Raw genomic sequence first — 25,462 nt, forward strand, 5'->3', positions numbered from 1 at the left:
TGCGGACGCGGCGGGTTCATTCCCGACTCGCCCCGGATCGCCGCCTGTTGAGGTGAGGACGGTCGGTGAAGCGGTTCATGCGGGTGTTCCCGTCAAGGTGTGCGTGAAGTGGTCGCCGAGGTGGGGCAGCCAGTCGGGCCTGGCGTTGCCGAGGAGGTGGTCACCGTGCGGGACGGACAGGTAGGTGCCGTGCGGCGCCAGACGGGCCAGGGGCTCGCCGTTCGTCACGCCGGGGATGACGTCCTGGCCGCCGTCCACAACCAGCAGCGGGGCCGCGATGCGGGGTGCCAGGGCGGTGAGGTCCACGTGGCGTACGAACTCCTGGGCGGCGTCGGCTCCTCCTGCGCGGCGGGCCATGATGTCCCGTACAGGCGGGGGCAGTTCCTCCCAGTCCAGGCGGAAGGGGCCGCTGACGGTGGCGACGGCCGCCACGCGCGGCTCGAGGGCCGCGGCCCGGGCCGCGAAATAACCGCCCAGGCTCAGGCCGACGAGTCCGACGCGTGCGACGCCCAGGGCGTCGACGATCCGGCCCACTACCTGCTCGTAGTCCGGCACGAAGGTCGTGGTGGCCGCGAGCACGCCCTGTCCGGGGCCGTCCATCGCGAAGACGGCGAGCCCTCTGGCCAGCAGGGCGGACGCCAGATCGAGGAACTCCTCCTTGGCCGAGTCCAGGCCGGGAACGAGGACCACGGTCCCCGGCGCGTCGGCGGGACCACGCAGCCAGCCGGTGAATCCCTCGCCCGTCACCCGCCGCGCACCGGGCTCCAGCACGGTGAGCGCCCGGCTCAGGGCGCGGTCCGCCTCGGCGGCGGCACGGGGGGCGTCCGCGTACGGCGCCAGGGTGGCCAGGTGGAACCACCGGGCCGCCGTCAGCAGGTACTCACCCGCCGAGCGGGACGATCCCGCGTCTTCCGCGCGCTGGAGGTAGCGGTGCCCGGTACTCAGGAAGGACGGTCCCCAGTCGGCGACGGAGGTGAGGGCTTCGGTGACGCGACGGTACTCGTACGGGTCCACGCCCGTGCCGGTGGCGCGGGTCCACTGGGCGGCGGCGAAGTCGGTGGCGTTCATCGTGCTCCTCCGGTCAGCAGGACGGCCTTGCCGCGTATCCGGCGCTCCCGCAGGTCGACCAGCGTGTCAGCGGTCTGTGCCCAGCCGGTGACGCGGCCGATCTCCGGGTGCAGCCGGCCCTGTTCGACGAGGCTCACCAGTGCGGAGAGATCGGAGCCGTACGGGGCGCCGGCGTAGTGGAAGTGCTGGATCGTGACGCGCTCGGGCCCTCCGAGGAGCTGGAAGAAGTCGAGGGTCACCGGGGTGCGGCTCGCCTGGCCGAACCAGACGAGCAGGCCGCCCGGGCGCACCTTCGACAGGGCGAGAGGCAGATCCGGCCCTCCCGTGGACTCCAGTACGACATCGAACGGCCCGTGCGCCACCGCGACTTCGTGCACCACCTTCGCGCCCAGCTCCGCGAGCCGCTCGCCGCGCGCCGGCGTGGCCGTCACCGCGGTCAGCTCGGCCCCCGCGCCGACGGCCAGCTCGGTGACGTAGTGGCCGACGCCACCCGAGGCGCCGGTCAGCAGCACCCGTCGGCCGGCCAGGGAGCCGGCCGTGCGCAGCAGCCGCAGGGCAGTGATCCCGGCCAGCGGCAGAGCCGCGGCCCGTGTGCTGTCGATGCTGTCCGGGAGCACCGCCAGCGAGTGCGTGGGCACGGCGACGTATTCGGCCCAGCCACCCTGCGCCGGGTGCCCGACGACACGGGCGCCGATGCCGGGGCCGGAGCCGTCGGCCGCCGCCTGTACGACGAGGCCCGCGATGTCCTTGCCGGGCAGCGCACCCGGCCGGGGGTCTTCGAGAAGGAAGGTCTCGCCCCGGTTGGGCGCGAACGCCTCGACCTTGACCAGTGCCTCGTCGGTCCCCGGCACGGGCTGGGGGACCTCTGTGAAGGCGACGGGGCGCGCCGCATCTCCTGTGGGAATCAGTCTTCGCATGCCGGGAATGCAACCCCGGCGGCAGCGCCGCGATCCAACAACAGCCGAGCAAGACCGACAACTTTCGGTTGTCACCTATGGTGGAGCCGTGGATCTCGACGTGGCGCAGGTGCGCGCCTTCGTGCGCACCGCCGAGGAACTGCACTTCGGCCGGGCGGCCAGGACCCTCGCGATCTCCCAGCAGGCGCTCTCCAAGAGGATCGCGCGGCTGGAATCCCTGCTCGGCAGGGAACTGTTCCAGCGCGGCGCCAACGGCGTACGTCTCACCGAAGCCGGACAGCGCTTCCTCCCACCGGCCCGGCAGACCGTGGCCGCCGCCGACACCGCGGTCGCGGCGGCAGTCGGCGAGGAACGTCCATTGCAGGTGGACGTCTGGGGGCATCTGTACGCGCCGATGCGAACGCTGGCCCAAGTCGCCGGACGAGCCGGAGAGCTGACGCTGGGACACGGGCGGGATCTGCGGTCGGTGGCGACAGCACTGCTGAACGGCGACATCGACGCGGCATTCGGCCGTGTGCATCCCCCGCTGCCCGCCGGACTGGCGCACCGCCTCGTCCGTCTCGAACCGGTGGACGCCGTACTGAGCGCGGACCATCCGCTCGCGGCCGAACCGGCTCTGCGGCCTCACCAGTTGCGCGACAGCGTGCTGTGGGCACCCGGCGCCCTGGACCGGCTCGACTTCCTCCATCAGTTCGCCGACCGCTTCGGCATCCGGAACACGGCGACGAGCGTCAACCTGGGGCTCGCCCACTTCCTCGCCGAGGTGGCGGAAGAGCCGCGGCGCTTCTCGCTGGTGCCCGCCGATGTGCCCCTGCCGCAGGTCCCCGGCGTGAGGTCGGTGCCGCTGGTCGAACCCACGCCGCTGTACGCCTGGTCCCTGCTGTGGCGTTCCGGGAACGGCCACCCAGGACTGCACGGCCTCGCCGCCGCCTGCGCCGAGGAGGCAGGGCGAAACCGATGGCTCGAGTACACCCCGGTCCACGACTGGCTGCCCGCGCCGCCGCCACGACCGTGAGCACGTGCGCTCCGCCCACTTCGTGGCTGGTGTCCGGCCAGGACACCGGGGCCGTCACGCAGCTCTCGGGACGGAGGTGAGCGATTTCCTGAACACATGCGCGAGCTGCGTTACCCTCTTCTCTCACTGGGGGTGAACTGGCGTGCGACGAATGTGACTTCGGGGGATTACTTGTCGGGACAGCGGCCGGCGTCGGCGGACGACGCGGCTGCCGCGCTGCGGCAGACCGGTGCCTTACCACTGCGGCTCGGCGACCCGGGGCGCGTCGGTCCCTACGCCCCGGTGGCGCTGCTCGGCAGCGGCGGAATGGGGCGCGTCTATCTGGCGCGTCCCGGGGACGACAGCCCGGGGCTGGTCGCGGTGAAGGTGATCAGGCCGGAGTACGCCGAGGATCCCCGGTTCCGCCGCCGGTTCGAACGCGAAGCGTCCGTGCACGCCCGTCTGCGGACACCGCACGCGCCGCGCCTGTGCGGCACGGGTTTCGAGGACGAACTGCTGTGGATGGCCACGGAGTACCTCCCCGGCTTCGATCTGGCGGAAGCCGTGAAGGAGTACGGCGCCCTGGAGACGGCCGCGGTCTGGCGGCTGGTCGCGGAGCTGGGGCAGGCCCTGGCGAGCCTCGCCGTCGAGGAGATCGTGCACCGGGACCTGAAGCCGTCCAACGTACTGCTGTCCGTCCGCGGCGCCCATGTGATCGACTTCGGTATCTCGAAGGCCGCTGACGCCAGCGCGATCACCGGCACGGGCAACCGGGTGGGGACCCCGGCCTACATGTCACCCGAGCACTTGAGAGAGGGCCGGTCCGACACCGCGTCGGACGTCTTCTCGCTGGCCGGGACCCTGGTCTACGCGGCAGCGGGACGTGCGCCGTTCGGCGACGGCACCGGCGTCGACGTGATGCACCGGGTGGCGTACGAGGACCCGAACCCCGAGGTCGTCGGTGAGATCGCGGCGGCGGACGAGGAGCTCGGCGCGCTGCTGACCGCCTGCCTGGCCAAGGAGCCCGCGAAGCGCCCCACTCCGCGGGAGCTGATCGACGCCGCCCGGGCCCGCCGCGTACCGTCCACCTGGCCGGAGCCCCTGGACGGTGAGGTACGCGCCCGGCAGCGGGCGTACGAGGCGCTGCACCACCTGCCCGTCGCGAGCATGAGCCGCCTACGGGCCGCGGGCCCCGTGCCGCTTCCCCCGTCCGCGAGGCCCCAGCAGCCCGCGCCATCCGCGGCGCAGCCACTTCCGTCGCCGCAGCCGGAGAAGGACGCGAGCTCCGCCGCCGAGCCTCCGCTGGAACAGCCGGGCCCCGGGGGAGCTCCCGCCCGGGGCCGGCGGAGGGCGTTACTGGTCGCCGGCGCGGGCATCGTGATCTGTGTCGTGGCCGCGATGGCATTGCTGCTCAACCGTCAGGATTCCCCCGCCGCCGCCTCCCCGAAGGCCGGTGCGAGCTGGGCGGACGGCACCGGTTCCGGTGGCGCCTCCCCCGGTTCGGTGTCCCCGAGTACGAGCGGGCAGAGCCGCCCGGACGTCGACGGCGCCGTGGAGGAGGAGCGCGGCGCGAAGGCGGGAACCACCCCGGCGGTGCCCAGGGCCTCGGACTCCGCCGCCGGCCCGGACGACGACGCCCTGCCTTCCGGGGACACGCCGTCCACCGCGCTGTCCCCCGCACCGTCCGCCGACAGCCCGTCCGAGGAGGCCGGCACCGCGCCCTGGCTCTCCGAGTGCACGTACTACGCCGGCAGTGGACGCACCCGCCCCGGCGACAGCGGCAAACGCGTACAGCAGGTGCAGTGCATGCTGACGGAGCGCGGATACAGCGTGGGAAGCACCGGCGTGGACGGCGAGTTCGGGTCCGGCACGGAGAGCGCGGTCCGCGCCTTCCAGAGCGAGCGGGGGCTGAGCGCGGACGGTGTCGTGGCACACGACACCTGGGCCGCACTGCGCAGCTCCGACTGACGGCCCTGCGCCCTCGCTCCTACGTCACCGGGCTCGGCGGATGCGCCACGCTCACTCGTCGATCGCCGAGCCGAAGTGGGCGCCGTGGGCGCTGCCGCCGAGGGCGGCGGCGTTGTAGGACCGGGAGCCGTCGGCGAGCAGACCGTCGCCGCTCGCGGGCAGCAGCCACACCGCGCCGTCACCGGCGTTCTCGTCGGGCGCCGCGGCCACCAGCTCGGCCCGGCCGTCGCCGTCGGTGTCGATGAGCCGCACCTGGGCGCCCCATCCGTCGCCGGCCTCGGCGGCACCGGGGATGCCACGCGTGTTCTGGTCGAAGTGCTGGAACCCGGTGGCGGTCAGGCCCTCTCGCGAGCCACGCAGCAGCGACACAGCGCCCGCCCCCTGTTCGCCGTCCGCATCCTCGCCGGGCCCGCCGACGGCCAGGTCGGCGTATCCGTCACCGTCGACGTCGGCCACGGAGACGTCGCTGCCCCACGAGTCGTGCGCCCCCGGTGAGCCGAGCAGGCCCGGCGAGTTCTGCGACCACCACTGCGGGGCCGTGCCGGGACCCTCCGTACCGGCGGGTCCGTCGCCTCCGCCGTAGTAGACGCCGACCAGGCCGCCCGGTGCGTCCGCGTCACCGGCGGTCTCGTCGACGCCGCTGCGCTGGCCGACGACCAGGTCGTCGTGGCCGTCGCCGTTGATGTCGCCGGAGGCGGTGCCGAGGCCCCCGTGCAGGTCGCGCTGGTAGCTCAGGCCCTCGGCGCCGCCCGCGTAGAGCGCGGACCAGCCCTTGGTGTAGTCGTCGTCGGGGCTGTAGCCGGAGACGACGAGGTCGGCGAAGCCGTCGCTGTCGTAGTCGCCGGTGGTCAGGTAGGCGGCCTGGAGGGTGTGGCCGGTGGAGCGCGGAGTGCCGACCTGGCGCAGGAGGCCCGCGTGGTAGGTGAAGACGTGCAGGCCCGCCTTCTGGTCCAGGACGACCAGCTGGTCGCCGTCGATGTCGCCGGTGAACCGGGCGGCCGCGACCGCGTGTCCGAACCGGGCGCCCGCGACGGGTGTGGTGGCGGCGACGGTTCCGGTGCGCTCGAAGTCGAGGCCCTTCGCGGACCCGTGGACGACGGTCACCCGGCCCGCGTCCTCGACGGTGCCCTCGTCCTCGCCGGGCGTGCCGATGACCACGTCGTCGTAGCTGTCGCCGTCCAGGTCGCCGGTCGCGACGGCCTGTCCGAAGTGGTCACCGGTCTCGGAGGTTCCGGGTACGCCCTTGGTCGACTGGCTGACGAGCTGGACCTCGCCCTTGGGCACGGTGTTGTTGGTGCCGACGCCGTTGGGGGCGCCGTACTGGACGGTGACGTATCCGGCGCCTTCTTTGCCGTCGACGGTGCCGTCCGGGACGCCGGTGAGGAGGTCGTTGTAGCCGTCGCCGTCGAAGTCGCTGTTGCGGTCGACGGCGGCGGTGCCGCCGGGGACGCCCGCGAACGCGGTCGGCGCGGCCAGGATGCCCGCTCCCGCCAGCAGCAGGAAGGAGGCCGCTGCGACGGCGGCCGAGCCGGCGGTACGCCGGGTGGTGCGCGTGGTGATGCTCATGTCTGTTCCCCCCGTGGGATGTTGACGCTCTGTCAGTCGGCTGGTCGGGCCGACTGGTCTTGCTTGCAACGCAGGGTTCGACACGAGGAGCCCGGAACGAGTTGTGGTGCCCGGGCGTGCTGTGACACGCCAGTGACAATCGTTGCCGCACCACGACGGGGCCGCCCTTTGGCGGCATGACGGTCAGTGCTGGGCGAACTGCACCCGGGTCGGCTGCACGACATCGGGTTGTATTCCGATGCCGTCGATCTCCAGTTGCTCGCCGTAGATGTCGGTGATCCTGATCGCGCCGCCGCATGCGCTGCCCTGCTCGGACAGGAAGTAGTTGTAGTCGGTGCGGGGCAGCTCGCTCCACCCGGCGGCGGTTTTGACCTCGAGCCGGGCCAGCGGGTTGCGGTGGCCGATCGCCTGGATGGCGCACCAGTAGCGGCTCGAGCCGGTCTTGTAGCGGATCGAGATCGTCTCGGAGGTGCTGGGGCTCAGCAGGCCCCAGGTGATCGGGATGCGGCCCTGCACGGGCGCGGCGAGTTTCGCGAACGCCTGCGGGCTGAGGTCGAGTTGGCCGGGTGCGCAGGGCAGGGGGCACTCGTTGGTGATGCGGACCGTGACGGAGGCACCGCTCGCGGCGCGGACGAGGATGTAGGCCCCGCACGCCCTGGACGTCTCGTAGTCGGTGTGGTTCATCGCCGCGGTCATGACGTCGTCGGTGGGGCCGTACAGGCAGGCGCCGTCGCCGTCGCCCACGTCGTAGAAGGTGGCCACTCCCTCGTAGGAGACGCCCGGCTCGATCCGTCCGGCCGCCGGGGCCGATCCGGACACTTTCCGCGCCGGACGCGTGACCGGTGTCCTGGACGGCCGGGGCGAGGCGGTGCTCGCGCGGGCCTTCGGGCTGCTGGTACGGGCCGACGCCGAAGGGGACGCCGTGGTGGGCTCCGATTCCTCCGTCGTCGGGGTGGCCGTGCCACGGGTGCCGGCGACGGGCGTGGCCGCGGCCGGGCGGGCGTCGGTCCCGTGGTCGGGGCTGAACGCGAGAACCAGCGCTGCCACGAGCGCTACGGCTACGGCGGCGGCCGCGGAGACGAGGGCCGTGCGCCCCCTGCCCGGCGTAGGGGAACGATGCGAACGAGATGCCACTGGTGCGTCCTTGGGTGATCCGTGCGAGCCTCCGGCCGGAGGACGCTTGCGTCTCGTCAGTCGCCGCCGCTTCCCGAAAGGTTGCCGGGCACTTTCTCAGCCACCGCGTCCCCGGCCGGGTCCAGCCCCGTCATCAGCTCCGCGAAGGCGCCGGCCGCGGCCCGGGAGGTGAAGAGGCGCTCCAGACGGGCGCGGGCCAGGTGGCGCGGGAAGGGGTCGGCGTCGCCCGCGTCGTGCAGGGTCCGGGTGAGCCAGTGGGAGAACTCCTGGTCGTTCCAGACACGGCGCAGACAGCGCGCCGAGTAGGTGCTCAGGGCGGAGTCGTCGCCCCGGACGTAGTCGCGTACGGCCCGGGCGAGGACATCGGCCTCGTACAGGGCGAGGTTCATGCCCTTGCCGCCCATGGGTGACACGATGTGCGCCGCGTCGCCGACCAGGAAGAGCCGGCCGTACTGCATGGGGTCGTGGACGAGGCTGCGGAGCCGGAAGACCTCGCGGTCGGTGATCGGCCCGGAGACGAGGGCGGGGTCGCCGAGCCTGGTGCGCAGGGCGTCCCAGACGCGGTCCTCCGGCCAGGCACCGGGGTCGTCGTCGGGCGGGCACTGGAGGTAGTAGCGGCTGGCGTGCGGGCCGCGCGGGAAGTGGGCGGCGAAGCCCTGGCGGCTGACCGCCAGGAGGGGGTGGGCCGGGGGCGGTGCGTCGGCCAGGACGGTGAGCCAGCCGATGCCGTGGTCGAAGGCGTACGCGGTCAGCTCCCCGTCGGGGACGGCCGTACGGCTGACACCGTGGTCGCCGTCGCAGCCGGCGACGACGTCGCAGGTGATCGCGCGGGGTGTGCCGTCGGCGGCGCGGTAGCGGACGGTGGGGCGCTCGCCGGTCAGGTCGTGCAGGGAGACGTCGGCGGCCTCGAAGCGCAGGTCACCGCCGTCCTCGAGAAAGGCCGCGGTGAGTTTCTGCACGAGGACCTGCTGGGGGCAGAGGCGGGCCGCAAGCCCCTCGGAGCCGTCGCTGTCGGACACCAGATGGCTGCGGCCGTCCACCCGGAACTCCAGGATGCCGTCGTACGGGACACCGCCGAGGACCCGGTCCGTCAGCCCCCAGGAGTCGAACATGCGCACCGCGCGCGTCTCGACGATGCCGGCCCGCTGGCGCTGTGCCACGTGGTCGCGGGAGCGGCGTTCCAGGACGACGCAGTCGATGCCGCTGTGCCGCAGCAGGGTCGCGACGGTCAACCCTGCCGGGCCCGCGCCGATCACCACCACGGTCGTCGAATCGGCGGAATCCTGCAACTGTCTTGCGTTTTCGGCCACTTGGGCACCTCCGGCACCCAGCGTAGCGAGGCCGTGCACCCGCCGGGCCGGATTCGATCAGCGGTGGCCGCGCTGATCGAATCCGGCCCGGGGCCAGGGGGGTTCAGCGGTGACAGGTGGTGATGCCCGGCCGCCAGGGGCAGGCGAGCCCGGCGAAACCGCCGTTGGCCACGACGTCCACGGCGAGCGTGCCGTCGCCGCGCAGTACCTGCCGGTCCTGGACGAGACCGTCGGCGCCGTCCCGGATCGTCTCCACCAGCCACCGGCCCGGACCGAGCTGCAGCGGCACCTCGGCCGTGCGGGCGGCGCCGGCGTAGACCCCGCCCAGGAACCAGCGGTCCCCGCTGCGGCGGGCCAGCACGGCCTCCTGACCGGGTTCGCCGGCGAGCAGGCGGGTGTCGTCCCAGGCCGCGGGGACCTGGTCGAAGTAGGCCCGGGCGAGCGGCCGGGCCTCGTACGACTCGGGGGTGCCGGCGAACATCTGGAGACCCGACTCGTAGACGACGGTGAGGCCGACCTCGGCCGCATCGGAGTTGGGCCGCAGGCCCGCCCGCTGAAAGGCGCCGGGGGTGAAGTCCATGGAGCCGACGACGTTGCGGGTGAAGGGCAGGGTGGTGAGGTGGGCGGCGGTGTTGGTCCGCTTCTCCTCCCCCGCGACGCCCTCCAGCGTCATGACCTGCGGCCAGGTACGCTGGATGCCCTTGGGGACGGTGGAGCCGTGGAAGTCGACCATGAGGTGGTGGGCGGCCGTCTCCGCGAGGATGGTGTCGTACCACTGGAGCATGGGCTGCGCCTCGGAGTTCATGAAGTCGATCTTGACGCCCTTGACGCCCCACTTCTCCAGGGTCGGCAGCCACTGGGCGCGTTCCTCGGGGGTGTCGAGGTCACGCTGGTGGATCCAGACGATGATGCCGACACCCTTGGCGCGGGCGTACCGGGTGAGTTTCGGCATCCAGCTGTCGGTCTGCCAGTCGGGGTCGGTGACGTCCCACTCCCCCGGCCGGTAGTACCAGCCGGCGTCGACTGCCTCGTAGGGCCAATGCCGTTCGGCCGCGTAGTCGACGTACGCCTTCTGCGCCGCGAGGCTCTGCCCCGCCTCCCTGCCGCCCGCGAGCCAGGTCCACAGGACCGTACCGGGGCGGATCCAGGAGGTGTCGCGGACTTGGGAAGCGGGGGCGAGGTCGTCGGTGAACGTGGAGCGGGTGACGGTGGCGAGGTCGCCGGTGACCATGGCCCGCCAGGGGGTGGCGAGGGGTCCGTCGGCCTTGACGCGCTCGTCGGCGAGCTTGACGCGGTAGGTGCCGGTGCCCTGGGTGTGGGCGAGGCGGGCGCCGGAGTAGGCGCCGGTGAGGCCGGACTCGGCGAGCAGGGTGTAGCCGCCGTCGGTCGAGAAGAGGGCCTGGTCGGAGTAGTCCGCCGTGGGCGCGGTCGCCGCCGTGTACTGGGCGAACTGGCCCTCGTTGTCCACCCGGTAGGTGCCGAGCCAGGCCTTGGCGTCCGCGGGGAGGTTGAAGGCGGACGCCTCGCCGAGGACGTCGCCGGCTCCGGCGGGCAGGACGTAGCGGTAGGCGACGCCGTCGGCCGAGGCACGGACGACGAGGTCGAGACGGGCGCCCGCGGTGGTGGCGAAGGACAGCCGGGTCTCGTTCATACGGACCCGGCGGTCCAGCCGTTTGCCGGACTTGGTGCGGTAACGCTCCTCGACAGTACGGCTTTTGCGGTGCAGGAAACGCAAGTCCTTGGACAGGTCGGCCTGTTCGGTGAGGAGGCCGAGGGGGGACGGTTCGATGACCGTACGGCCCTCCCGGGACACGGCGAGGCTCAGCGTGCCTGTGGTCTCGTCGAGGGTGACCTGGGCGCGCGGGGCGTGTGCTCCCGCGGACAGGGACCAGGACTGGTCGTGCCGGTCGTGTTGTTCGGCTTGTGCGGGTGCCGTGGTGAGGAGTGCGGCCGCCAGCGAGGCGCAGAGTGCGGTGACCGCGGTTCTGATCGGAACTGCCATCAAATCCTCCGAGTTGTATGGCATCTGCCTGGCCCTTGCCGGCCTCTGCCCGACCCTGCCGGCCTTTACGGCAGTCCCCATGCCGGGCCCGGCTCGCTGACGGCGACGGGCGCGATGCTCAGGTCGGGACGCGAGCCGGCGTGGACGAGCACTTCGCGGCCGCGGGGCAGGTCGATGCCGAGGACGCCGTCGCCGAGGTCGCGGGTGCGGGCCGGGGTGCCGTCGTCCAGCACGGCGGTGAGGTGTCCGGTGAGGCCGTGCCGCAGCTCGAGGGGTTCGCCCGCCAGGCTCTTGACCCGGATGAAGCGGGTGGTCCCCGCCTTGCGGACGGCGCTGACCAGAAAGGCGCCCTGGGTACGGAAGTTGTGCAGGGTGAGGTCCGCCCAGGCGGTCGGGACGGCCGGGAAGACGCGGATCACTCCGCCCCAGCTCTGGCAGAACATGTCGTGCAGGGACTGCGAGGCGGACAGCGGGGTCTCGATGACCGGGCCGGCCTCGGTGTAGTGGGTGTTGGGGCGGCAGGGGTAACGGGTGGTCGGGTCGAAGAACTTGCGGAGGTAGGTGATCGCGGTGTCGCCGTCGCCGGACATCGCGTACATGGAGGCGGCGCCGGTGTAGCTGTAGCCGCGGTGGGCGCCGGTGAGCGCGTGCCAGTGGACGATCGACCTGGTGATGAGATCGCGGTTCTCGGGCTGGTCCCAGGTGACCAGGTAGAGCGGGTAGACCATCAGCAGGTGCGAGTAGTGGCGGTGGGACTGGGCGTAGGGGGTTTCGGCGCCGATCATGAAGCCGTTGTCGTCGACCGGGTACGGCGTGAGCTTGGCCGGCACCTCCTGCCAGCGCGGCTTCAACTCGTCGTCGACGCCGAGGATTTCGGCGGAGTCGAGGAGGGTCTGGCAGCCCCAGCGGATCAGGGCGAGGTCGTAGTTGGTGTCCTGCGGCGGGACGACGGGGTACTCGGGCGAGAGAGTGCTCGGCAGGTGGAGCTTGCCGTCGCTGCCCGGGGTGAGGAAGTGCAGGTAGTAGTTGATGGCGCGGCGCAGCACCGGGTAGACGGTGTCGCGCAGCAGGGACTTGTCCATGGAGTGGCGGTAGGACAGCCACACGTTGTGCAGGGCCCAGGTGAGGTCGCCGGTCTCGGCGCCGGTGCCGGGTCGGCCGACGGTGCGGTTGGCGAACATGTCGGAGCTGCGGCCGACGCCCGAGCTGTCGGCGCGATAGGCGGCCGGCACGTTGGCGATGAGCTGTTCCTGGTTCTGGCGCAGGGTGGTGGCGAGGGAGTCGAGCTCCGGGTGGTTGAAGCCGTGGATCAGCCAGTACTCCAGCTGGACGTTGAGGTTCCACCAGACCGCGGGCCAGGGGGTGGGTTCCAGCCAGGGCCCGGAGGTGGCCATGACGGGACCGCCGGCGCGGCTCGCGGAGGCGACCTTGTAGAGCTGGATCCAGTGGAAGCTCTGGAGCCGCTGGTCGGGGAACGACACGAAGCTCTTGCGGTAGAACGCGTGCCACCAGCGGAGGTGCTTCCGCCTGAGCGCGTCGTACGACTTCGCGCGGCGGAGGTTGCGCAGCGAGTCGGCCTCGGCGGCGGTGTCGGAAGGGTGGCTGTGGCCGACACTGAGGAGCAGGTCGGCGCCGGAGCGGCGGTGGGCGGTCGCGGTCTGCCCGCCGCCGGTGAGGGGCTGGAGGATCTGTTCGGTGCCGTCGCCGGTGGTGCGGGTGGTCCAGGGCGGGTTGGCGGTGTAGCCGGCCGGCGGGGCCTCGCTGATCTTGCGGGGGCTGACGGCTTCCTCGGGGTGGAAGGTCCAGGTGGCCCGTTCGCCGCCGTCGGCTGTGACACGGACGGCCAGGACCTCGTCGTGGATGAGGGCGGCGAGGGTGAGGGTGCCGGCCGTGGTCGTGACGGTGCCCGTGAGTTCGGCGTTCCACAGGCTCAGCCGCCAGTCGACGGCGGTGATGGTGCCGGCCGGTTCAAGGGTGAGGTGGCCGACGGGGAGACGGCAGGTGCCCCAGCCGCTGCCGAACTCGGGGCGGTGGTCCTGGACTCGGCCGTGCTGGACGGTGAAACGGATCTGGTGGGCGCCGGGTTCCTGGTAGACCATGCTGCCGAGCAGGCCGTCGCCGAGGAAGGGGCCCTCGTACCAGAGCGTGGGCAGCCTGGTCCACAGGAGGTCCTGGGCGCGCAGGAACCTGGCCCAGGCGGCGTCGGTGGTCATGGTGTCGCGAAGCTTCCAGGGCCGCTGGGCCGCGCCCCGCACGGACGCCGGTTCTTCGGCGTGGGCCGTACCGGGTAACGCGGCCGCCGCGGCTCCGCCCAGCGCGGTGCCGAGTACGGCTCTGCGGGGCAGCTGCGGGTGTCTCTCCGGCTGTGAGGTCATCGTCGTCCTCTCTACCTGATCTACCTGATCTGCCTGATCTACCTGACGAATCCTTGAGACATCGGGTGTATCGGGGAACCTAAGAGGCACATATGTACCTGTCAATAACTTCAACACCCCACTGATTGCATGCCAGGGAGCCCTTGCAGGGGCGACTTACCCGGACACGCAGGTCAGCTGGCCTGGACCAATATCTCGACTCCTCCGATGTATTCGATACTCGGCCTGGAAATCGGATGACCGCGGCTGCCCTCACCTTCGACAATGGGACATGCTGATCGACCACTGGCCGCTGCTGGGACTGCGCGTGCGCACGCCGCGCCTGGAGTTGCGACTGCCCGGTGAGGAGGAACTGGCCGAGCTGGGCGAGCTCGCCGCGGAGGGCATCCATGAGCCGGACCGCATGCCCTTCACCGTGCCGTGGTCCGACCTGCCTCCGGCGGAGCGGGCGCGCTCGGTGGTGCAGCACCACTGGTTGCGCAGGGGCAACTGGTCACCGGAGAACTGGGCCCTGAACCTCGTGGTCTTCGACGATGGCCGGGTCGTCGGCCTGCAGTCCGTCGCCGCCCGGGACTTTGCCGTGTTGCGGCAGGTGAGCACCGGCTCCTGGCTGGGGGCGCGGTTCCAGGGGCGAGGGAGGGGGACCGAGATGCGTGCCGCGGTGCTGCATCTGGCCTTCGCCGGCCTGAACGCACGTGAGGCGGTGTCGGGCGCCTTCGAGGACAACGCGCCCTCGTTCGCCGTGTCCATGAAGCACGGTTACGAACTCGACGGGATCGAGCGGCATGTGGTGCGTGGCCGTCCCGCGACCATGCGGCGGTTGAGGCTGACGCGAGCCCGCTGGCAGACGCATCAGCACGTCCCCGTCTCGCTCGTGGGGCTGTCGCCCTGTCTGCCGATGTTCGGCCTCGCGGAGGACGGGCGAGCCTGCGTCCAGGAGGCGCCTTCGTAACGCGGCCGCGGAGGCCGTCCGTCGGGCGGCTGCGGGGGGCCGCCCGTCGCCTACCGTCGGCGGGGACGATCCGGCAGGACGGCCGCCGAGTTCTGTCGGCTGTCCTCGACCGCCTTCCGGAGGTGTCGGACAGCCTCGTCGACCATGCTGTCGGCGAGGTTGCCATAGCCAAGGACCAGTCCGTGGTCGGCGTGGTCGTCGGTGGCGTGATAGGCGGCCAGGTCGGCGACCCGCAGCGACCGGGCGGCCGCGGCTGTGACCACGGCCGAGGTGTCCACGGTGGCCGGCAGGCGGAGGATGAGATGGAGGCCGGCCGCGATGCCGGAGATCTCGGCGCCGGGAAGCTGATCGGTGAGGGCTTGGACGAGGGTGTCGCGCCTGCCGCGGTACCTGTGCCGACAGGCTCGGAGATGGCGGTCGTAGGCGCCTGATTCCAGCAGCGAGGCAAAGGCGAGCTGGTCGGGAGTCGACGGCTGAGTGGCCGCCTGGTCGGTTCGGCGCAGCCGGTCGGTCCAGCGCGGGGGCGCCACCATCCAGCCGATGCCGAGTGCCGGGGACAGGGTCTTGCTGAGCGACTTGAACAGGATGACGCGAGACGGGTCCATGCCCTGAACGGCAGCGACCGGTCGACGGTCGTAGCGGAACTCCGCGTCGTAGTCGTCCTCCAGGACGACACCGTCCACCCGGCGGGCCCAGTCCAGCAGCGCGGCACGCCGCTCGGGAACGAGTACGGCTCCGAGGGGGAACTGGTGCGCCGGGGCCGTGAGCACGGCGCGCAGGCCCGGGCGCCCGGTGAGGTCGTCGACGCGCAGGCCGCCCTCGTCCACGCGCACGGGCACCGGCTCCAGGCCCGTGGCACGGATGACCTCGCGCAGCCGGGTCCAGCCCGGTTCCTCACATCCGACGGCCGTGATGCCGTCGGCCGGCAGGGCCTGGCACACGCGCCGTACCCCGTCGGTCACGCTCGCACACACCGTCACATCCCCCGGCGTCGCGATCACGCCTCGGGAGCGGCCCAGATACTCGGCGAGCAGCCGCCGGAGCCGGGGATGGCCACCGGGCTGCGGGTAACCGAACTCCGTGAAGGCCGTGGTCGTCAGCTGTTCGCGAATGGCGTCGGCCCACCGGCGGCGGGGAAAGGCGCGCAGATCCGGTAGGCCCGGCGCGAGGTCGAACCGGGCGGCGGGAGCCTGACCGGCCGCGGGGCGTTCGGCCTCGGTGCCGGAGTCGTTCGACCACCGCACCCGGGTGGCGGAGCCGCTGCGCGCCTCCAGGTAACCCTCGGCGACGAGCTGGCCGTACGCCTCGGTCACCGCCCACCGGGAGCAGCCGAGGTCGGCGGCGAGTTGCCGGCTGGGCGGCAGGGCGGTGCCGACCTCGACGCGGCCCTCCCGGATCGCCGACCGCAGCGCCCGCTTCACCCGCTCGTGCAGCGGTCCGTCTCCGGGCCGCCCCAGGTTGAGCAACAGATCCCCGGCCAGATTGGTCTGTGATACCCGCATGTCATTGGACGGTAGCAGCGAGCCGTTTCTCACTAGCTTGGGATGGCCGGCACAGGAGACGCCCCGTCGGCATCGACAAGCATCCGAGGAGGACGTGGTGGTTCCAGTGAGGCGTTCAAGCCCGGCCCACCCCCTGTTTCGTCCTGTGTTCGAGGACTGGTACGCGAAGGCCGGTGCCTTCTCGGCACTGCCGCAAGCGCCCGTCGTGCCGGATGAGTCCGGGCAGGAGCGGACCGCGCGGTCGCGCTGGCCGGCCCGCCTGGCCCGCCGAGGCCGCAGTGCGTCGGCCGGGTTGTCGACGAGCGTCAACACCACGGCCTGAAACGGACGTTGACACCCAATGGGTTCGGCGGCACGGTGAGGGTTCTTCCGCGTACCGGGCCCGGAGGTCTCGCCTTGGCTGGTTCATCCGCACCGAACTCGGACACCGAACTCGTCGAACGGGTACGGAAACTCCAGCCGCTCATCCGTTCGCACGCGCTGCGCGCGGAACAGGAGCGCCGGGTGACGGGCGAGGTCGTCGAGGCCCTGACGGACGCCGGGGTCTTCCGCATGAACGTCCCCCGCCGGTACGGCGGTCTCCAGTGTTCGGCTCGTACACAGGTCGACGTGCTGAGTGAGGTCTCCGCCGCGTGCGGGTCGGCCGGGTTCACCGCGCTGATCCAGGCGGGGTGCGCGTTCATCGCGGCGCTCTTCCCGGACGAGGCGCAGGACGAGATCTTCGCCGACCCCGGTGTACGGGTCAGCGGCACCCTCGTCCCGAAGGCGAAGGCCCGTCCGGTGGACGGCGGTTACGTGCTCGACGGAACCTCTCCGTTCGCCACCGGCTGCCAGGACTCCGACTGGCATCTGCTGACCGCCGTGGCGCACTCCGCGGAGGAGGGCCGCCCACCGGAACTGCTGTGGACGGCCGTGCCGATGACCGACCTCGAGGTGATCGACGACTGGCATGTCTCCGGTCTGGCCGGGAGCGGCAGCAACAGTGTCGTCGCCCGGGACGTCCGTGTCCCGGCCCACCGCGTACTGCCGCTGGGGCCGCTGCTGGGCGGCTCCTTCCCCTCGCGGCGCAACAGCGCCGACCCCTTCTACGGCATGCCCGTCCTCCTGCTGTTCTGCGCCTGGACGGCGGCCGGCGCCCTCGGTCCGGCCCGGGCGGCGCTGGCGGAGTTCGGTGAGCGCATCCACCAGCGGGGCATCACCTACACGTTCTACGAACGCCAGCACGAAGCCCCGGTGACGCATCTGCAGTTCGCCGAGGCCGCGATGAAGATCTCCTGCGCCGAAGCGCTCGCCGCCGACTTCATCGCGCTGATCGACGCCCGGGTCGGAGAGGGCAATCCGTACACGACGGAGGAACGGGCCCGGATCCGGGCCCAGAGCGGCTATGTGGCGCGGCTGTGCAAGGAGGCTGTGGACCTGATCGGTTCCGCCTCCGGTGCGTCCTCGCTGCGTCTGGAGGTTCCGGTCCAGCGCGCCGTGCGGGACCTCAACGCCCTGAACCTGCACTCCTTCGTCAACCCCGCCGCCAATCTGGAGCTGTACGGCAGGGTGTTGTCCGGACTGGACGCCGGTACGCCGTTCCTCTGACTGCCCCGGTGGGCCGGGCAGTCGGCGCCGGTCAGCCCCTGGCCAGGAGTTCCAGCGTGTCGATCACGCGGTTCGAGAAACCCCACTCGTTGTCGTACCAGGCGACGACCTTGACGTGGCGGCCCTCCACGCGGGTCAGCGCCGAGTCGAAGATCGACGAGGCGGGGTTGCCCGTGATGTCCGAGGAGACGAGCGGGTCCTCCGAGTACTCGAGGACACCGGCGAGGGGGCCCTCGGCCGCGGAGCGGTAGGCCGCGAGCACGTCCTCGCGGGTCACGTCACGCGAGACGGTCGTGTTCAGCTCGACGATGGAACCGACCGGAACCGGGACGCGGATCGAGTCGCCGGACAGCTTGCCGTCGAGGTTGGGCAGCACGAGGCCGATCGCCTTGGCGGCGCCGGTCGTGGTGGGCACGATGTTGACGCCGGCGGCGCGGGCCCGGCGGGCGTCGCGGTGCGGGCCGTCCTGGAGGTTCTGCTCCTGGGTGTAGGCGTGCACCGTGGTCATGAAGCCGTGCTCGATGCCGGCGAGCTCGTCGAGCACCGAGGCCAGGGGCGCGAGCGCGTTGGTCGTGCAGGAGGCGTTGGAGACGATCGTGTGCACGTCCGGGTCGTACGCGTCGGTGTTGACCCCGTACGCGAGGGTGACGTCGGCACCGTCCGAGGGCGCGCTGACGAGGACCTTCTTCGCGCCCGCGTCGAGATGGGCGCGGGCAGCCTTCGCCGAGGTGAACCGGCCGGTGGCCTCCAGGACGATGTCGACGCCGAGCTCGGCCCAGGGCAGCTGCGCCGGTTCGCGCTCGGCGAGCACGGTGATACGGCGGCCGTCGACGACCAGGGTGTTCCCGTCGACGGTCACCGGGCGGCCGAGGCGGCCGGCCGTGCTGTCGTAGGCGAGCAGCCTCGCGAGGGTGGCGGGCTCGGTGAGGTCGTTGACGGCGACGATCTCCAGGGCGCTGTCGCGTTCGAGGAGCGCGCGCAGCACATTGCGTCCGATGCGGCCGAATCCGTTGATGGCGATGCGAGTCATGAATGGTGTCCCTTCCCTATGTCCACCAGGCTCGCGCGCGGCACCGGCCGCTGACAGTGGCGCGATCGCCATGGTTCAAAAGGATCGCGCCAGGCGGGTGGGCGGGTCACTCACCGCGGGTGAACGTGCGCCGGTACTCGCTCGGTGTCGTCCCCAGGATCCGCTGGAAGTGCAGGCGCAGATTCGCGCCGGTCCCGAGCCCCACGTCGGTGGCGATCTGCTCGACGCCGCGCTCCGACCGCTCCAGCAGCTCGCGGGCCATGTCGATACGGGCGCGCATGACCCACTGCATCGGTGTGTATCCGGTCTCCTCGACGAACCGGCGGGAGAACGTGCGCGGCGAGACCGCGGCCTGCCGCGCCAGGATGTCGAGGGTGAGGGGTTCGTCGAGCCTGTGCAGGGCCCATTCCCGGGTGGCGGCGAAGCGCTCCCCGAGCGGCTCGGGCACGCTGCGCGGCACGTACTGCGCCTGACCGCCGCTGCGGTAGGGGGCCGCGACCAGGCGCCGGGCCGCGTGGTTGGAGGCGGCGACCCCGAGGTCACCGCGCAGGATGTGCAGGCACAGGTCGATTCCGGAGGCGGCGCCCGCCGAGGTGAGCACGCTGCCCTCGTCGACGAACAGGACGTTCTCGTCGACCCGGACGAGGGGATGCCTCGCCGCCAGCGCCCTCGTGTAGTGCCAGTGGGTCGTGGCGCGCCGGCCGTCGAGCAGGCCGGTCGCGGCCAGTGCGAAGGCGCCGGTCGAGATGGCGGCGAGCCGCGCGCCCCGGTCATGGGCGGCGACCAGCGCCTCGACGACGGCCGGTGGCGGGTCCTCGCGGTCCGGGAACCGGTAGCCGGGGATGAACACGAGGTCCGCCCACGCGAGCGCCTCCAGGCCGTGGGCGACGTGGTACGACAGCCCGTCCCCGCCGCTCACGAGCCCCGGGGCCGCGCCGCACAGCCGTACCTCGTACGGCATGCTCGCGCGTGTGGTGAAGACCTGTGCGGGGATCCCGACGTCCAGGGGCTTCGCGCCTTCGAGGACGAGGACGGCGACGCGGCGAAGGCGGGAGGCGGCGGACACGGGGACAGGCTACGCAGAGGTCAGGCGTCGGCCACGGTCGCGGTCACGGGCGTGCCGATCTCGACCGTGCGGCTCACGGTGCACAGGCGGTCGTGGGAGGTCTTCACCGCCCGGGGCAGGATCGTGCGGGCCCGGTCCGCGCCCTCGCCGTCCGGGAAGGTGACGGTGAAGGTGACCGCGAGGTCGGTCAGCCGGTTGCCGAGCTCGTCGGCGACCTTGTTTCCGCTCACCTCGACGGAGAAGGAGGCGGGTTCGGCGTGACGGCTGGTGGCGAGGTCGACGTCCACCGCCGTGCAGCCGCCGAGGGCGGCGAGGAGCAGTTCGACGGGGGTGAACTCGCTGTCGGAGCCGGTGCCGAAGCTGATCGTGCCGCCCCGGACGTTGGTGGCGACGAAGTGACCGGTGCCGGTGCGCTCGACGGTGACGGACCGCGCGGAGTTTTCGCTCATGCCGAGGACATTAGTGCCAGGCCGTGCCCCGGGGCGCGGGATGGCTTCGCCGCGGACCGCACGTCACCACTCCCCCTCCAGCGCCTCCGTCAGCCGCGCGACGGCGGCGACCTCGGGCAGGCTGCGCAGCTTGGCCACGGCCTCACGGCTGCCGAACGCGCGCTGCTCGGCGGTCACCGTCGGATCGACCGCGCAAGAGGCCTGTACGTACACGTAGTTGAGGTCTGTCGCGAACAGCATCGAGAAGGCGTCCAGGCCCCTGACCGTCGCCCGGCCTCCGGCGTCCCGGTAGGCACGCACCATGAGCCGTGCCGCCTCCACGTCGAAGAGGTTGCCGCCCGACCACACGTACACGGCCCGTGCGAGTTCACGCTCCGCCGAGACGGGCCCGGCGTTGTCCCAGTCGAGCAGGACCGGCCCGTCCGGGCCGACCAGGACGTTCTGCGGCCGCATGTCGAGATGGGAGGTCACCACGTCGGCGGGGGACGACGGCGAGACATGCCGGGCCAGCTCGACGGCCGTCGTGGCGACGAACCGGGCCAGCTCGCCCGCCCAGGGCAGTCCGGCCCGTTCGACCTGCGCGAGCAGTCCGGCCCAGTCGGAAGCCGGGTTGCACCGTTCGTACCAGCCGCTCGGGGTCCCGGTCGCGCCCTGTCCCGCCGTGTGCAGGATGGCGAGCGTACGGCCGCACCAGCTCAGGATCCGCGGGTCCGACGGGTCGGCCGCGGTGCCGTCGACCCAGTCGTACAGCTTGGCCCAAGAACCCCCGGGGAGCCGTACGACATGGGCGCCGGTGCGGTCGGGCATGAGCCGGGGCGCGGCAATGCCCAGCGTCTCCGCCGCGTCCCGCAGTGCGGACTCGGCGCGGACGTCCGGCTGGTCCTTCTCGAAGAGCAGTTCCTTCACCGCCCACGCGGTGCCGTTCCCGGACAGCTTCCAGATCTGCCCCAGGGCGCCGCGGGCGACGGGCGTCATCGTCCAGGCCGCTGCGCCGAGCCCGTAGGCGTCCGCGATGAGTCCACCCGTGTCACCCATGCGTCTCTCCCCTTCTTCGCCCGGTTGACGGGCGGCTGTGCCAGGCGATCCACGCCTCGAACGAACAACGGTGCCGGAGAGAGGACTTGGGGAACCGCCAGTCCACTCTCCGGCACCGGCCGGGCGGTGCTAAGCCGTCACACACGGAAGATCTCGAGGAAGCTGCTCCAGAAGCCCTTCTTGGCCGGCGGCTTCGGGCCCGCGGGGCCGGGGACGCGTCCCGCGGGGGCGGGCTGCTGGACGACGGTGGGGCGGGACGCGGTGGCGGTGCCGTACGCCGATGCCATCCGGGTGGCCGGGGTGGGGGTGAACTGGACGGGCAGGGTGGCCAGGGCACGGTGGAACGGGCCCGGACGCCACTGCAGTTCCTGGGCCGGGACGCTCAGGACGAGGTCGGGCAGGGCGTTGAGGATCTGCTCGATGGCGGTGACCGCCATGACCTGGGCCGGGCTCTTGGCCGGGCAGGCGTGCGGGCCCGCACCCCAGGCCAGGTGGGCGCCGCGGCTGTGGGCCTGGCCCGACTCGGTGAGGACCGGGTCGCTGTTGGCTCCGGCGAAGCTGATGACCAGCGGGGAGTTCGCCTGAACCACGACTCCGCCGAGGTCGACGTCCTGCACCGGGAAGTGCGTCGCGTAGTTGGCGATGGGCGGGTTGTTGAGCAGGACGTGGTCGAGGGCGTCCTCGATCTGCATGCTCGGGCCGTCCTCGCCCTCGGGACCGAGGAGCAGGAGCAGGGAGTTGGCGATGAGGTTGCGCGTGGGCTCCACCCCCGCGCCGATCAGCATCACCAGCTGGTCCTTGAGCTCCTCGTCGGTGAGACCGGCGGAGTGCTGGACGAGCCAGGAGGTGATGTCGTCGCCGGGTTCGCGGCGCTTGAGGGTGATGAGCTCCATGAAGCAGGCGGTGAGTTCGTCGCTGGCCTTCAGCGCGTCCTTGCCGTCGAACATGTCGGCCATCGCGCTGGTGACCCGGTCGCCGATGGCCGCGGGGCAGCCGAAGAGCTTGTTGATCAGCAGCATCGGCAGCAGCTTGGCGTAGTCGTTGATCAGGTCGGCCCGGCCGCGCTCGCTGAACTGGTCGATGAGGTAGGCGGCGATCGGCTCGACGTCGCGGCGGATCCGCGTGACATTGAGGCGGTCGAGGCTCTCGGTGACCGCCTTGCGCAGCCTGAGGTGCTGGGCACCGTCGGTGAACAGGCAGTTGGGGCGGTACGCCATCATCGGCAGGACGGGGCTGTCGAGAGGGACGCGCCCGTCGTTGAGGGCGGTCCAGCGGCGGCCGTCACGCGCGAACAGGTTGGGGTTCTGGAGCACGCGCAGGGCGGTCTCGTGGTCGACGACGAGGGTGGCGTCGACACCGGGGGCCAGTTCGACCGGGCCGGCCGGGCCGTGCGCCCGCAGGTACTCGTAGACCTTCTGCGGGTCCGCGGCGAAGGAGCCGTCGTACATGGGGCATCTGGCCGCACCGGTGGCGGCCGTGTCGTGAACGTCCATGTCTGTGTCCTTTGGTGGCCCGGACCGCGCGGTCCGGGCGGGGGGTGGTGGTTCAGGCGGCGCGGTCGAGCAGGTGACGCACGAGGGCGATCAGGGCGCGGGCGGAGGAGCGCTGGTCGCGGGCGTCGCAGTAGATGACGGGGGTGTCCGGAAGCAGGTCGAGGGCTTCGCGGATCTCCGCCTCCTCGAAGTGGCTGGTCTGCGAGAAGGTGTTGACGGCGATCGCGTACTCGAGGCCGTACTCGTCGATCAGGTCGATGACCGGGAACGTCTCCTCAAGACGCGAGGGGTCGACCAGCAGCAGGGCGCCGAGCGCGCCACGGGCCATGTCCTCCCACAGCTGCATGAAGCGCTGCTGTCCGGGGGTGCCGAACAGGTACAGCACCAGCTCGTCGCTCAGGGTCAGCCGGCCGAAGTCCAGCGCCACGGTGGTGGTCGCCTTCTCCGGCGCCCCGCGCAGGTCGTCGACGTGCATGGACGCCTGCGTCATCTTCTCCTCGGTGCGCAGCGGAGTGATCTCCGACAGGGACCCGATGAAGGTGGTCTTGCCCACGGCGAAGTGCCCGACCACCAGGATCTTCGCGGCGGTGGTCACCTCGGCGGACACGTAGATGGAGCCGTTCGCCCCGGGGTCAGCCGATGTTGAGGGTTTCGAGTCCATGCAGAACCTTCTCGAGTATCGCTCGGGGAACGTGCTGGGCGGGGGCCGGTTCAGCGCGGCGCAGGAGGTGCCCCTGTTCGAATAAATCGGACAGCAGCAGTCGGGCCACCCCCACGGGCAGTCCCAGATGTCCGGCGACTTCGGCGACCGACAGATAGCCGCCCGAACAGAGCTCCCAGATGGCCCGCACCTCGGGGCCGGCCCCGAGCGGCAGGGTCCGGTCGGGGGCCAGGCACACCAGCGTGTGCAGGGCCAGGTCGTCGTCGGAGGGGAGACGACGGCCGCCCGTGATGACGTAGGAGCGGACGAAGTCGCTGGTTACCGGAGCGTCCTCGCCTGGCCAGGTCATGCGTCTACGCCGGTGTTCTGGCGCGGCGTGGCGCTCATCGCCTTGGTCAGCGCGCCCACCGTCTTCTGCATCCGGATCGACATGGCCTCCATGTCGACGTCCAGAGCGGTCGAGACGGCGAGGTAGGAGCCGCTGCCCCCGGCGATGAGAAAGATCCATCCGCCGTCGAACTCGATCAGCGTCTGCTTCCACAGGCCCCTGCCGCCGCCCACGAAGGGGGCGACGCTGCGGCACAGGGACTGCAGGGAGCTCATCGCGGCGGCGTTCCGCTCGGCGTCGTCACGGACGATGCCGTCGGAGCGCTGCATCAGCAGGCCGTCCGCCGAGACGAGGATGGCGTGGCGTGCTCCGCGCACCTCGAGCACGTCGTTCAGCACCCACGACAGGTCGGGATTCACTGGTTCTGAGGTCCTTCCGTGTTGTCCGAGTCCCGCCCGATCACGGTTCCGCGAGCGAATGCCTTGAGCCGCGAGGCGGTCTCCTCGCCGGCCGCGTCCAGATCGGGTACGTCCACGCCGGGTGTGGCCACCACGGAGACAGTGCCGTTGCGGCGCCGGCGGCGCTTGGGCAGACCTCCGGCGGTCTGTCCGACGACGAGGGAGGCGACCGGGGTCGGCTTGGCCGCGGCGGACTCGCCCTCGTGGTCGTCGAGTTCGACGGGTGCGGGTGCGGGCACGTCCGCCGTCAGGAGGTTCTCCGGCACCCGGATCACGGCACGCACACCGCCGTAGGGGGAGACGGCGTCGACCGAGACGTGGAACCCGTAGTGGGCGGCGAGCTTCCCGGAGAGGGCGAAGCCGAACTTGGGCGGGTCGCCGAGGCTGGTGATGTCCACGGACCCGCCGCTGGTGAGCAGGGACGCGGCGCGGGCCTTGGTCTCCTGGTCCATGCCGAGGCCGGCGTCGTCGACGATCAGGCAGATCCCGGTGGGGACGGCCTGGATGTTGATCTCGACGGGGGTGCCGGGGGCGCTGTACTTGGTGGCGTTGTCCAGGAGTTCGGCCAGGACCATGGCGACCGGTTCGACCGCCCGGCTGGTGATGGCGACGCTGGCCTGCGAGTGGACCTTGACCCGCTCGAAGTCGCGGATCCGGCCCTGGGCGCTGCGGGCGACGTCGTAGACCGAGGCGTCCCGGTCGCGTCGGCCGAGCCAGCCGCCGCAGAGCACCGAGATGCCCTTGGTACGGCGGCTGAACTGGCTGCCGGTGTGGTCGACCAGCATCAGGTCGGCGAGGACCGCGTGGTCGTCGCCGTACTTCTGCTGGAGTCCGTCGAGCAGGGACAGCTGCTCCTCGGCGAGGGTGGCCAGGGTACCGACGGCCGACTTCAGCGTCGCCTTGGTCGCCGACTCGGCGTCCTTGCGCACCTCTTCCAGATCCGCGGCGTGCCGGGCGCTCACCGACGAGTAGGTCGTCTGGAGCTCGGCGAGCTGACCTCGCACACTCGCCATGTCGCCGTGCAGTTTGTTGTTGTTCGCGCGGAGCTGGATGTTGGTTCTCCGTGCGCGCATCACTGCGAAAACCGCAGCGATGAGTACCACGAGCAGGACCCACAGGAGTGGATCTTCGAACAATGACGTCATGAGACTCTCTTCAAGTCGCCTCGCGTCGGGAGACTGACCGTGCATGGGACCCCCGGAGTGCCCGGCGCCGTGTGGCGCGGACCTACCGGCGGACCAACCGTCACTCCTTCACGATGGGGCCGTTTTGGCTGTCCCCCGTACGCGCGTATGACGCGTCATCAGCCTACTGAAAAGTGTAATGATCTTATCAGCAGCCTCAGTGTCAACAGGCGTATCACAAGCCCCACTTGACGACTCTCCACAAAGATCCCGCAAAGGCCCCATGGGCGGCTACCGCTCCATGATCAACGCGCGCAGCCTACCAAGGCGTTGAGAACGCTTCGTCCCGGGCGGGGTGCAACCGATCGAGAGCGGCCGGCCCGAGACCGGCCTGCACACGGTGGAGTCCGGTCGGACGCATCCGGAGACGGCTCGGGGAACGA

The 25,462-nt window shown here is 71.6% G+C and carries 21 protein-coding genes; 4 read left to right on the top strand and 17 right to left on the bottom strand.

From position 1 onward, the window contains the following. Positions 1-75 precede the first annotated feature (75 nt). Positions 76-1,068, bottom strand: coding sequence for an alpha/beta hydrolase family protein (locus ACFYZ8_RS38395; RefSeq protein WP_388533404.1), 993 nt, complete (start codon positions 1,066-1,068; stop codon positions 76-78). Beyond that, positions 1,065-1,985, bottom strand: a complete 921-nt coding sequence (locus tag ACFYZ8_RS38400) for a zinc-binding dehydrogenase (protein WP_388533401.1) — start codon at positions 1,983-1,985, stop codon at positions 1,065-1,067. The genes ACFYZ8_RS38395 and ACFYZ8_RS38400 overlap by 4 nt, the downstream gene beginning before the upstream one ends. A gap of 88 nt (positions 1,986-2,073) precedes the next feature. Between ACFYZ8_RS38400 and ACFYZ8_RS38405 the strand changes: the two genes are divergently transcribed. Continuing rightward, positions 2,074-3,000 (top strand): LysR family transcriptional regulator, encoded by a 927-nt coding sequence (locus ACFYZ8_RS38405; RefSeq protein WP_388533399.1) that lies wholly within the window; start codon positions 2,074-2,076, stop codon positions 2,998-3,000. A 171-nt stretch (positions 3,001-3,171) separates the two neighbouring features. Continuing rightward, positions 3,172-4,947, top strand: a complete 1,776-nt coding sequence (locus ACFYZ8_RS38410; protein WP_388533396.1) for a protein kinase — start codon at positions 3,172-3,174, stop codon at positions 4,945-4,947. Positions 4,948-4,998: 51 nt separating this feature from the next. On the opposite strand, the gene ACFYZ8_RS38415 is transcribed toward ACFYZ8_RS38410, so the two are convergent. The 5 genes from ACFYZ8_RS38415 to ACFYZ8_RS38435 all read right to left on the bottom strand — a co-directional run bounded on the left by ACFYZ8_RS38415 (position 4,999) and on the right by ACFYZ8_RS38435 (position 13,334). Further along, a complete protein-coding gene (locus tag ACFYZ8_RS38415; RefSeq protein WP_388533393.1) occupies positions 4,999-6,513 on the bottom strand; it encodes an FG-GAP repeat protein in 1,515 nt (504 codons plus the stop codon). 183 nt (positions 6,514-6,696) lie between these two features. After that, positions 6,697-7,647, bottom strand: coding sequence for an expansin EXLX1 family cellulose-binding protein (locus ACFYZ8_RS38420; protein WP_388533390.1), 951 nt, complete (start codon positions 7,645-7,647; stop codon positions 6,697-6,699). A gap of 56 nt (positions 7,648-7,703) precedes the next feature. Continuing rightward, entirely contained in the window at positions 7,704-8,957 is a 1,254-nt protein-coding gene (locus tag ACFYZ8_RS38425; protein ID WP_388533387.1) for a 4-hydroxybenzoate 3-monooxygenase, read from the bottom strand. A gap of 103 nt (positions 8,958-9,060) precedes the next feature. Beyond that, positions 9,061-10,959, bottom strand: a complete 1,899-nt coding sequence (locus tag ACFYZ8_RS38430; RefSeq protein WP_388533385.1) for a glycoside hydrolase family 97 catalytic domain-containing protein — start codon at positions 10,957-10,959, stop codon at positions 9,061-9,063. Between the two features lie 65 nt (positions 10,960-11,024). Then, complete coding sequence (locus ACFYZ8_RS38435; RefSeq protein ID WP_388533382.1) at positions 11,025-13,334, bottom strand: Tat pathway signal sequence domain protein; 2,310 nt, start codon at positions 13,332-13,334, stop codon at positions 11,025-11,027. Positions 13,335-13,605: 271 nt separating this feature from the next. Here ACFYZ8_RS38435 and ACFYZ8_RS38440 point away from each other — a divergent pair, with 271 nt between their 5' ends. Next, positions 13,606-14,286, top strand: a complete 681-nt coding sequence (locus tag ACFYZ8_RS38440; RefSeq protein ID WP_388533379.1) for a GNAT family N-acetyltransferase — start codon at positions 13,606-13,608, stop codon at positions 14,284-14,286. Positions 14,287-14,336: 50 nt separating this feature from the next. On the opposite strand, the gene ACFYZ8_RS38445 is transcribed toward ACFYZ8_RS38440, so the two are convergent. Next, the gene (locus ACFYZ8_RS38445; protein ID WP_388533377.1) at positions 14,337-15,788 is read right to left on the bottom strand and encodes a PLP-dependent aminotransferase family protein; all 1,452 of its coding nucleotides are present in this window, start codon (positions 15,786-15,788) and stop codon (positions 14,337-14,339) included. Between the two features lie 396 nt (positions 15,789-16,184). Here ACFYZ8_RS38445 and ACFYZ8_RS38450 point away from each other — a divergent pair, with 396 nt between their 5' ends. After that, a complete protein-coding gene (locus ACFYZ8_RS38450) occupies positions 16,185-17,375 on the top strand; it encodes an acyl-CoA dehydrogenase family protein (protein ID WP_388533375.1) in 1,191 nt (396 codons plus the stop codon). 31 nt (positions 17,376-17,406) lie between these two features. On the opposite strand, the gene gap is transcribed toward ACFYZ8_RS38450, so the two are convergent. The 9 genes from gap to ACFYZ8_RS38495 form a co-directional block, all read right to left on the bottom strand. After that, positions 17,407-18,405 carry a type I glyceraldehyde-3-phosphate dehydrogenase gene (gene gap, locus ACFYZ8_RS38455; protein ID WP_388533373.1) on the bottom strand — a complete coding sequence of 333 codons (999 nt, stop codon included), beginning with the start codon at positions 18,403-18,405 and terminating at the stop codon, positions 17,407-17,409. Between the two features lie 106 nt (positions 18,406-18,511). Next, positions 18,512-19,471, bottom strand: a complete 960-nt coding sequence (locus ACFYZ8_RS38460; RefSeq protein WP_388533370.1) for a GlxA family transcriptional regulator — start codon at positions 19,469-19,471, stop codon at positions 18,512-18,514. A 20-nt stretch (positions 19,472-19,491) separates the two neighbouring features. After that, a complete protein-coding gene (locus ACFYZ8_RS38465; protein ID WP_359029068.1) occupies positions 19,492-19,920 on the bottom strand; it encodes an OsmC family protein in 429 nt (142 codons plus the stop codon). A 63-nt stretch (positions 19,921-19,983) separates the two neighbouring features. Continuing rightward, positions 19,984-20,955, bottom strand: coding sequence for an aminoglycoside phosphotransferase family protein (locus ACFYZ8_RS38470; RefSeq protein WP_359029069.1), 972 nt, complete (start codon positions 20,953-20,955; stop codon positions 19,984-19,986). 137 nt (positions 20,956-21,092) lie between these two features. Then, on the bottom strand, positions 21,093-22,448 hold the full coding sequence (locus ACFYZ8_RS38475; protein WP_359029070.1) for a cytochrome P450: 1,356 nt from the start codon (positions 22,446-22,448) through the stop codon (positions 21,093-21,095). 52 nt (positions 22,449-22,500) lie between these two features. After that, positions 22,501-23,109, bottom strand: coding sequence for an ATP/GTP-binding protein (locus ACFYZ8_RS38480; protein WP_388533366.1), 609 nt, complete (start codon positions 23,107-23,109; stop codon positions 22,501-22,503). After that, entirely contained in the window at positions 23,081-23,458 is a 378-nt protein-coding gene (locus ACFYZ8_RS38485; protein WP_007386762.1) for a DUF742 domain-containing protein, read from the bottom strand. The genes ACFYZ8_RS38480 and ACFYZ8_RS38485 overlap by 29 nt, the downstream gene beginning before the upstream one ends. Further along, positions 23,455-23,856, bottom strand: a complete 402-nt coding sequence (locus ACFYZ8_RS38490; RefSeq protein ID WP_069759829.1) for a roadblock/LC7 domain-containing protein — start codon at positions 23,854-23,856, stop codon at positions 23,455-23,457. The genes ACFYZ8_RS38485 and ACFYZ8_RS38490 overlap by 4 nt, the downstream gene beginning before the upstream one ends. Next, entirely contained in the window at positions 23,853-25,040 is a 1,188-nt protein-coding gene (locus ACFYZ8_RS38495) for an ATP-binding protein (RefSeq protein WP_388533362.1), read from the bottom strand. The genes ACFYZ8_RS38490 and ACFYZ8_RS38495 overlap by 4 nt, the downstream gene beginning before the upstream one ends. Between the last annotated feature and the right edge of the window lie 422 nt (positions 25,041-25,462).

The organism is Streptomyces sp. NPDC001668, assembly GCF_042893155.1.
GTDB lineage: Bacteria > Actinomycetota > Actinomycetes > Streptomycetales > Streptomycetaceae > Streptomyces.